Below are 9,302 nucleotides of genomic sequence, written 5' to 3' on the forward strand. Positions count from 1 at the left end.
GTTCCTACCGTGCGCTTTTTGAAAAATACAAGGCCACTCAGCTCCCTGATGAAAACATGGAATTGCAGGATAACAGCATCCATGAAGAAAGTCTTTTGAAAACCATAAATCTATTCAAGAAAAAAAACATCCCCGTTTATCTTATCAGTTGTCCCGTACACCCTGAGGTACAAAAAACCGAAAAATCCTTCCAAGCAAGGAATTTTCTCATCAACAACCATATTGATGTTGAACTTTTGGATTTCAGCCATTTCCCGCTTTCAGACAGTTTATTTGCAGACCCAACGCATTTAAATTACCACGGTGCCAAAAAATTCTCCACCTTTTTTAACAGCTTGTTAAGGGAGAAATTTCTGGAAAAAGACAATAAGCAAGTCGTTATTGATCAGGCCATAGGCCAAAACTACAAACTTCAAGTTCATCTTTAAACCAAGCGGCTACTATGTTATTTAATTCCATTGACTTTGCCATTTTCCTACCCATTGTTTTTGTTTTATATTGGTTTGTATTTAACAAAAACCTAAAAGCACAAAACTTTCTTATTGTAGTTGCCAGCTATTTATTCTATGGCTGGTGGGACTGGAAATTCCTATCCCTGATTGTTTTTAGTACGGTAGTGGATTATTCGATCGGGCTAAAATTGTCCCAGCAAGAAACTCCCAGCAAGAGAAAAGTATTGCTATTCGCCAGTATCATCGTGAACTTGGGCTTATTGGGATTTTTTAAGTATTACAATTTTTTTGCAGACAACTTTGTGACAGCCTTTACCTTTTTTGGCGGGAAGATCCAACCCAATTCCTTGAACATTATCCTTCCGGTAGGTATCAGCTTCTATACCTTCCAGACCTTAAGCTACACCATTGATATTTACAAAAAGAAGCTTTCGCCTACTAATGACTTCATTGCCTTTTCTGCATTTGTCAGCTTTTTCCCCCAACTGGTAGCCGGGCCGATCGAGCGGGCCACCCACCTTTTGCCGCAGTTCTTCCAAAACAGGAATTTCAATTACCTCCAAGCGGTGGACGGTTTAAGGCAGATCCTGTGGGGCCTTTTCAAGAAAATCGTCATCGCAGACAATTGCGCCGAAGTTGCCAATCAAATCTTCAACAACTCTGCAGATTATAATGGCAGCACCCTGCTATTCGGAGCGATGTTTTTCGCCTTTCAGATTTACGGAGATTTTTCAGGATATTCTGACATTGCCATCGGGACGTCAAGACTGTTCGGGTTTGATCTAATGAAGAACTTTGCCTTTCCTTATTTCTCCCGAGACATTGCAGAATTCTGGAGGAGGTGGCACATTTCTCTTTCTACTTGGTTTAGAGATTACCTTTATATTCCACTGGGAGGAAGCAAAAGAAGCACTGCCATTAAGATCAGAAATACCTTTATCATCTTCATTGTAAGTGGATTTTGGCATGGTGCCAACTGGACTTTTATTGTCTGGGGAGCATTAAATGCCATTTACTTTCTTCCGCTGCTCCTCACCAAATCGAACAGGGCACACCTTAACACCGTGGCGGAGGGAAAATTGCTTCCAAGTCTTAAGGAATTCGGCTACATGACAGGAACCTTTGCACTGACGCTATTGGCCTGGGTGTTTTTTAGAGCAGAGAGCGTCTCCCACGCTATTGACTACCTAACACCGATATTCTCACTCTCCCTGTTTTCCGCTCCTGATTTACCAAAGTACTCTATCCTATTCCTGCTGTTCGTTTTCATAATCATAGAATGGTTAGGCAGAGAGCAGGAATATGCTATTGAAAGACTGGGACTTAACTGGCCCAAACAGTTGAGGTGGTCCATGTATTTTGCTACCGTCTGGGCCATCATGTTCTGGTCAGGAAGCGAGCAGGAGTTCATTTATTTTCAATTTTGACCTTTTTGGATCTAACCCCAAATCAATTACTCATCTCTTATCGATTGAAGTATGTTTTTATTTAACAAATTCAGAAACTCCCGTCAAGAATTCTCCACAGGGAACTTGGCACCAGAGGTAAACTGGAAGAGATTCTTGAACACCAATCCTGTATACGGAGCGGAGTCCACAGCCGTCATTGACGATCAAGGTAATCTTTATTTTGGTTCACATAGCGGAAACTTCTACTCTCTCGACAGTAGCGGCTCCATAAGATGGACATTCTCTACCAGGGAAAAGATCTATTCCTCCCCCCTTTTGGTGGAAGACAAAATCTATTTTGCTGGAGGAGACGGATTCTTCTATTGTTTGGATTTGTCCGGTCAGCTACAGTGGCTTCAAGACCTCTCCAGGCAAAAAGGCCGATGGAAAAACAGCCGGCGCCTCAACCTTTATGCCCACTACCCTTTCACCTACGATCGGATCAAAAAGAAAAACATCATCTACCGTTCATGGAGCTCGCCCAATTTCACACAGGGGAAAATATTTATTACAGCCTATGGCAAGGGTCTTCACTGCTTTTCACCAAGTGGGGAACTCGTTTGGAGCTACGATCTCGAATTCCCCAGGTACCAGCTATCTGGTGTGGCCATAGATGAAAGCGACCATATTTATTGTGCATCGAGGAAGGGCTATGCCTATAAGTTCACAACAGATGGAGAGCTAAAATGGAAGAAGAAAATCAAGCTTTGGTGGGAACCATGGGGCAATCCTGTCATCTGCGACATCAACCAATCCGCCTTCTTCTTTTATTCAAAAGGAGAAGTAAAAGGCTTCATTACCGCAACGGATTACGAAGGAAACACCAAGTGGGAAAAAGCTACCGGGGCAATCAGGGGGTCCTGCGCAATAAGCCATGATGGAGCTCACCTGTACTATTGTGATTTACAAGGGTTTATTTACAAACTAAATGCATTGGACGGCACTACACTCGCGAAAAACAAACTGACCAATGTAAGCAGGGGACTGTGGATCACCCCCACACTGGACAAAAAAGGGAACATTCTGCTTTCGACAAAAGACGGTAAAAGCAGTGGACGGCTTATCAAACTCAATGCAGACCTTGAAGTGATCTGGGAGTTTCATAATAATAAGATTTTATCAGTGCCTGTACTCAACGAACAAGGAGATATTTTCATCGGAAGTTGGGACGGATACTATTATTCACTTAAAACAAATAAGTCATGAAAATAGGGATTCTTACTTTCCATTATTCAATCAATCCGGGATCAGTTATGCAGGCCTATTGTGTCTACAAATTGCTATCCAATGCCTTCCCGGAAGCAAGGGTAGAAATCATCAACCTCATCCCGGACAATAGGGAAAAAAACGAAAGGGACTTTTTTCGATTAAAACCTCCCTTTGTACGGTTTAGCAAAATTCTTCGCTATAACTCCATCAGAAACTTCATCAAGAAAAATACCCGTTTATCCAAAGCCTGTTCAAAAACAGAGTTAAATGACCAGATCGATTTCATCAACGGATTGAATTACGACTACATCTTCACCGGGAGCGACACCGTTTGGATGTACTCTGACAAACTCAGTAAGCAGTTGCCAAATATTTATTTCCTTCCTCCCCAGATCAAGGCCCAGAAATTTTCAATTTCTGCTTCGGTAGATCCCTTGGTAAATGTAACGGCCTACCTGAAACAGCAGGAAACATTGTCCCAGGTATTTGACCAGTACAAGTTGCTTTTTGTGAGAGATACTGTAACGGAGAGTTTACTTAAAACCATGGGTGTAGAAAAGGGAATCAAAATAGCTGACCCCACCCTACTCTATGATTTTGAAAAGGATTTTGACATCAAGCTTAATAAATCGGAAAACATAAAGAAAAAGGTGGTATTGATTGGGGTCACTGATGACAATATCGCAAAATGGATCAAACAAGAGCTGAAAAATCACTCCAAAGAATATGTTTTCATCAACAGAAAAGAAAGTCTTCAGCTCTTTGATGATCATGTCCTCGACCAGCTCAGTCTTTTCAGTCAAATTGACATTATCATCACCGACCGATTCCATGGTTCTGTTTTCTCCATGAAACTATCCAACAGTCTGGTCATCAATGTAGAACGGTTCAACAAAAACCCACTGCCCCAAAGCAAAGGAAGAGACTTGTTCCAAAGTATTGGCATACCGGAGTATTGCATCAGGCTTGAAGAAGACAACCAGTCTGAATTCAAAAACAAACTGCTCGGTCTGATCGATAAGTGGGATGCACAAAAATTCAATCAAAGAGAAGCTTTACTGCGGGATTTTATTTCGAAGAACCAGATGGTTTGGAAAACCAATCTGAAAAAGGCCATCCAGCAAAAAGAAAGTGTCATGCGCATATGAATTATCAAACTGCAAAAGGGTGTTCCTCACCACAGGAACCCCTTTATTACATTTTGCTTTTTTTTGTATTTATAATTCATTTTTAACAGTACAAAACTAGGATTTTTGAAAACAAAAATTTAAATTAATGCTATGATTCTTCAGCATCTTTTCAAGTTCAAATACCTAGAGATTTAATTATATGTTCAACACAAAAAGCCATTTCCAAGAAAAAGTGAGAAGTCGTGTTTACCACGAACCTATTGGAAATCTATATTTTATCTTCCAGATGGCTCCAAAATGATCAGTCATGAAACTAATACCAAAAAAAACGTCAGACGATTATATAGAAGAACCTGATTTTCAGGGGTTTAACTTGAAAGAATTTTTCTTACGATATCTCAAGTTATGGCCTTATTTCCTGGGCTCTTTGGCAGTGGCCATGGCATTGGCTTTCGTTGTCAACATGTACATTCATCCAAGCTATCAGGTAAGCGGAAAATTCCTGATCAAAGATGAAAGTAACAATATCAACATCCTGGACCTGACGGGGCTGGCCACTGGGAAGCGGCTCACCCCCAGCCTCATTGCCAATGAGGCCATCTCCATGAAGTCCAAGCCTGTCGCGCGAAAAGCCTTGGAAAGGTTGAATTTCGATGTGGAATATTACAGTGAAGACAACCATATTCCTACAGAAGTTTACCTGAACGCACCATTCAGAGTAGAAGTTGATTGGAACCACCCACAGCTTATCAATGGTGAAATCAGGATAAAATGGAAGGATCACTCCAGTTACGAGATAGAACTGGTGGAAGACACCTATTTCCAATATTCCCCCAAGAAGTCGGGAGCACTTGAAATCCCCAGGCCATTTTTCCAGACAAAAAGTTATCCCTTTGACCAATGGCTGGAACTTTCCGACCTCAGGTTCAAAGTCAACCTTGTTGGGGATGGAATTCCTGTAGATGGCAGTTACATCATTAAGCTGAGACCAGAAAGCAGCTTGGTCGGACAATACACCGGGGAAAACTTCCAAGTCTTTCCTGTAGACCCTACCAGTTCTACTTTAGGACTAACCTTAGTCTCCAGCCACCCTCAAAAAGGGATCGACTACCTCAATATGCTGATGGACATCTACCTGGAAATGGAATTGGAGGAAAAAAATCTGTTAGCAAGCAATACCGTCGATTTTATTGACAGACAAATCGCCAACGTAGCGGACTCTTTGGGCTTTGTCGAAAACAAACTCCAAAACTTTAGAAGCAGCCATAAGACTTACAATATAGGGTCTGAAGGAAGTGCCATGTTTGACCAGCTTTCTGAGTTGGAAAGTAACCTGGCACATCAAAGGTTTAAAAAGCAGTATTACGATAATCTATTGGATTATCTCACTAGGGAAAACTATTCGGATATTGTAATGCCTTCCGGATTAGGGATCGAAGATCCTGTCCTCAATACCCTGATAGAAAACCTGATTGCTTTACAGTCGGATAAGTCCAGACTAATGGTAACCCTTACAGCAGCCTCTCCTTCCGTGAGAGAAGCCAACCAAAAAATAAGGGACCTCAATGCCTCCATACGGGAAGTTATTAGCAATGCTGGCAGAAATACAGATCAGATCATTAGAGATCTTCAAGGCCGTATCGCTAAGATGGAAGCTGAATTCAGTAAACTTCCTTTCACCGAACAGAACTTGTTAAGAATTCAGCGTCAGTTTGCCATCAATGAAAGTATCTATACTTTCTTATTGCAGAGACGGGCTGAATCGGCCATTTCTCTTGCATCCAATACGGCGACCAATAAAGTGATCGAATACGCAGGACCAGGATCTCTTCCTATTACCCTGCCCTATTTGACCAATTATATTCTGGCCTTCATAGCAGGATTGGCCTTACCGTTTATGGCGATCACGCTGGTTTACATGTTCAATCAAAAAGTAAAGGACATTTCAGAAACGGAACGCAAACTTTCAGTGCCGATTCTTACCCAAATCGGACACAACAGGCTTGACACCAACTTAGTGGTATTCAGAGAGCCCCAGTCGGGCATCACAGAAGCCTTCAGGGCCCTCAAAACCAATATCCACTTCATCAGTCCCAAAGAAAAGCAGGTAACGATTGCCCTTACCTCAAATATAAGCGGAGAAGGAAAGACCTTTTGCTCCATCAACCTTGCTTCCACTTTCTCGCTGAACGATAAAAAGACCATTCTCGTGGGCTGTGACATGAGAAAACCTAAAATATTTGGGGATTTTGAAATCAAAAACAACCTGGGGCTGAGCACCTATCTCAGCAAGCAGAGCAATGACCTGTCCGCTGTCATCCAAAAAACAAAATTCAAGAACTTGGATATTCTAGCCGCAGGCCCCATCCCGCCCAACCCTGCTGAACTCTTGGTCAGTACTCATTTCGACACCCTGATCAAAACACTCCAGGGGCAATACGACGTGGTCATACTTGATACCCCGCCAATTGGCCTTGTCAGTGAAACCTTAGAGATCTTGCAGTTGGTAGATCTGACGCTTTTCGTAATGAGATATAACTATAGCGAAAAGCCTTTCATTACCGAAATCAATAAGCTAAAAAGCAAATTGGGACCTGCCCATGTTTACGCAGTCCTTAATGATGTTCCCAACAAGGAGCTGACTTATGGAGGCTATGGATACGGCTACTACAAAGAAGACCGAAACAGCAGCTTGATCGATAAGATCATCGGTAAGAGCAGCAGGAACGTAGGGCTGTAATCCGGCCTTACCTCCCCACTCTTAATTGTTCAGACATTACAAAAAGGCTAAATAACTCCCCGGTCAAATCCCCCTTGGGACTGACGGGGCGAAGCTCTGCCCACTTGAAACAGTATACAACCTAACTTTTATTCACGTGCTAAGTAAAGCCACTTCTCAAAAAAAATCCAAAGAAAACCTTAAGCAGTACGCTTATTTAAACTCGATCACCGCGATGATCGACCACATAGGCGTACAGCTGACAGGATTTATCGTCAACCCTTTTATCGTAAGTGGTTTGGGAAGTTCTTTTTATGGAATCTGGCAGATGCTCACCCAAATGACAGGATATGCCAGCATGGCGGACACGCGTGCCACACAAGTATTGAAGTGGTCCGTCTCTAAAAAAAGGGACATTGCATCGGATGAAGAGCTCAGAAGCGAGGTCACAACAGCCCTGGTGATCACAGCATTTATCGTGCCCATCGTGATGATCATAGGCAGTGTAATCGTTTGGTACGCCCCCAGCCTGATCAATGCAGGTGATGAATACAACAACCTCATTCGAATAACCTGTTCTATTCTGATCCTTACCCTGGTCGTCCACAAAGTCTTCGATTTGTTCGAATCCGTGCTGAGAGGGATGAACCTTGGCTTTAAGCGCATGGGCATTAGGGCTGGCATTATAGCGGTGGGAGGCTTGCTAAAAGTACTGGCCATTACTTTGGGTTATGGATTAATCGGTTTGGCTATCGTCCAGGTGCTGATCGCACTTTTTATAGGATTGACCTTCTATTTAATCGTCAAGAAGAACGTTCCCTGGTTCGGCTTTGGCAAAACAAATTCTTCCAAAATCAAATCTTACGGCAAACTGAGCGGCTGGTTTATGGGCTTGATGGTAACGAAAATGCTACTGATGAACAGCGATAAAATCGTCCTAGGATACCTGATAGGCCCCGTGTTCGTGACCAAATACACCTTGACCTTATTCACCTCTTTTGCAATCAAAGGGATTGTTTCAGCCGTTACCACCGGAATAATTCCGGGTATCGGTGGAATCTTCGGCAAAGGGGAATTTGAAAAGGTACAAAAGGCCAGAAATGTACTGATCACGTTGAACTGGATACTGATCAGTGCTTTTGGTGCCTCCATTCTCTTGTTCAACCAATCCTTTATCGGCCTATGGGTCGGATCGGAACATTACGCCGGAAATCTTGAAAATTTACTGATTCTCATCATTGCCATTCAGTACATCTTTTTTCAAATGGACAGTGATATCATCAACCTGTCTTTAAAACTGGAAATAAAAGTCCTGCTTTCCTTTTTGGCTTCGACCAGTACCATTCTGTTGGCCTTCATTTTGGTCAACGAATACGGGATCTTGGGGCTTTGTATCAGCATCATTTTAGGCAGGCTTTTCCTGACTTTTGGCTACCCCTTGGTGATCAAGAAACATATCAAAGATAGTAGAGTCCTCGTCTCTTTCAGGTCCCTCAGACCAGTTTTGGTCACAGCAGCACTGCTTTGCCTGGCCTGTTACTTGGGAAGATGGATTTATATAGACAACTGGGTTTATCTTATTTTGATGGGTGGACTTTCACTTCCCATTGGTGGCTTATTGATCTGGTGGGCAGGAATAAATCAAAATGAGCGAACTGCTGTAGCTGAAATCGTGTCCAAAATCAAGTTTTTCAAAACTCGCTGATATTAATGGCACTTCCTTCCGCGAATAAACCACTAGCTACAAAAGCTTAACCCCAATGAACTATCCTCTAATGGTACCAATAGCATTTCAACTAATATGAGAATTAATACTAAAATGCCCTGATATGCTTACTTTATTTTTTATAATTACCGAATTCCTTATGTATGGTTTCTGCATCTACCTGCTGCTAACCAAAGATGATGAAATCCTATTTTACCTACCGGTAATTTTCTTTACCTACTTCGTTATCAATAATACGGCGCCTGCCAGTGTTCATTACTTATTATCCAGTTTGCTAATCGGCAAGCTTATCTATCTTAATCCTACCTTTCTTAAGCATAATATCTTTGCGGGTGCCCTGTCCCTATTTTACCTGTGGTTGCTGAAGTACAGTACCGACTTTCAAACCATCAGACCCTACATATTTGCCACTGTTTCGCTATTTCTTTGCCTTCCACTTACTGTGGCCATTTACCAAAAATTTACCAGGTCTGAAATCTTCGATCATTTATACAAAGCCTCCATCATGATTTTGGTGCTTTTTATATTTAATGTACTCGTTTCTACCGTCACTGGATATGCACCGACTGAAATGTATGGGATCAAATCCGGTATACTTTTCGGGAATCTGTTTGCCAC

General features: G+C 42.2%; 6 protein-coding genes and 1 pseudogene. All 7 read left to right on the forward strand.

From position 1 onward, the window contains the following. The coding region (locus ACYVAA_RS18655; protein ID WP_460544648.1) for a hypothetical protein at positions 1 to 428 on the forward strand (428 nt) is incomplete at its 5' end. 14 nt (positions 429 to 442) lie between these two features. Then, positions 443 to 1,879 (forward strand): MBOAT family O-acyltransferase, encoded by a 1,437-nt coding sequence (locus tag ACYVAA_RS18660; protein ID WP_460544652.1) that lies wholly within the window; start codon positions 443 to 445, stop codon positions 1,877 to 1,879. Between the two features lie 51 nt (positions 1,880 to 1,930). Further along, on the forward strand, positions 1,931 to 3,106 hold the full coding sequence (locus ACYVAA_RS18665) for an outer membrane protein assembly factor BamB family protein (protein WP_460544654.1): 1,176 nt from the start codon (positions 1,931 to 1,933) through the stop codon (positions 3,104 to 3,106). After that, positions 3,103 to 4,257 (forward strand): polysaccharide pyruvyl transferase family protein, encoded by a 1,155-nt coding sequence (locus tag ACYVAA_RS18670; protein WP_460544656.1) that lies wholly within the window; start codon positions 3,103 to 3,105, stop codon positions 4,255 to 4,257. The genes ACYVAA_RS18665 and ACYVAA_RS18670 overlap by 4 nt, the downstream gene beginning before the upstream one ends. Positions 4,258 to 4,546: 289 nt before the next feature. After that, positions 4,547 to 6,979, forward strand: coding sequence for a GumC family protein (locus tag ACYVAA_RS18675; protein WP_460544658.1), 2,433 nt, complete (start codon positions 4,547 to 4,549; stop codon positions 6,977 to 6,979). A gap of 136 nt (positions 6,980 to 7,115) precedes the next feature. Next, positions 7,116 to 8,663: a lipopolysaccharide biosynthesis protein gene (locus ACYVAA_RS18680; protein ID WP_460544660.1), complete on the forward strand. Its 1,548-nt coding sequence runs from the start codon at positions 7,116 to 7,118 to the stop codon at positions 8,661 to 8,663. A gap of 124 nt (positions 8,664 to 8,787) precedes the next feature. Continuing rightward, positions 8,788 to 9,302 (forward strand): annotated as a pseudogene (locus tag ACYVAA_RS18685) (O-antigen ligase family protein); the annotation flags it as partial.

The sequence above is a fragment of the Echinicola sediminis genome, from assembly GCF_054777495.1.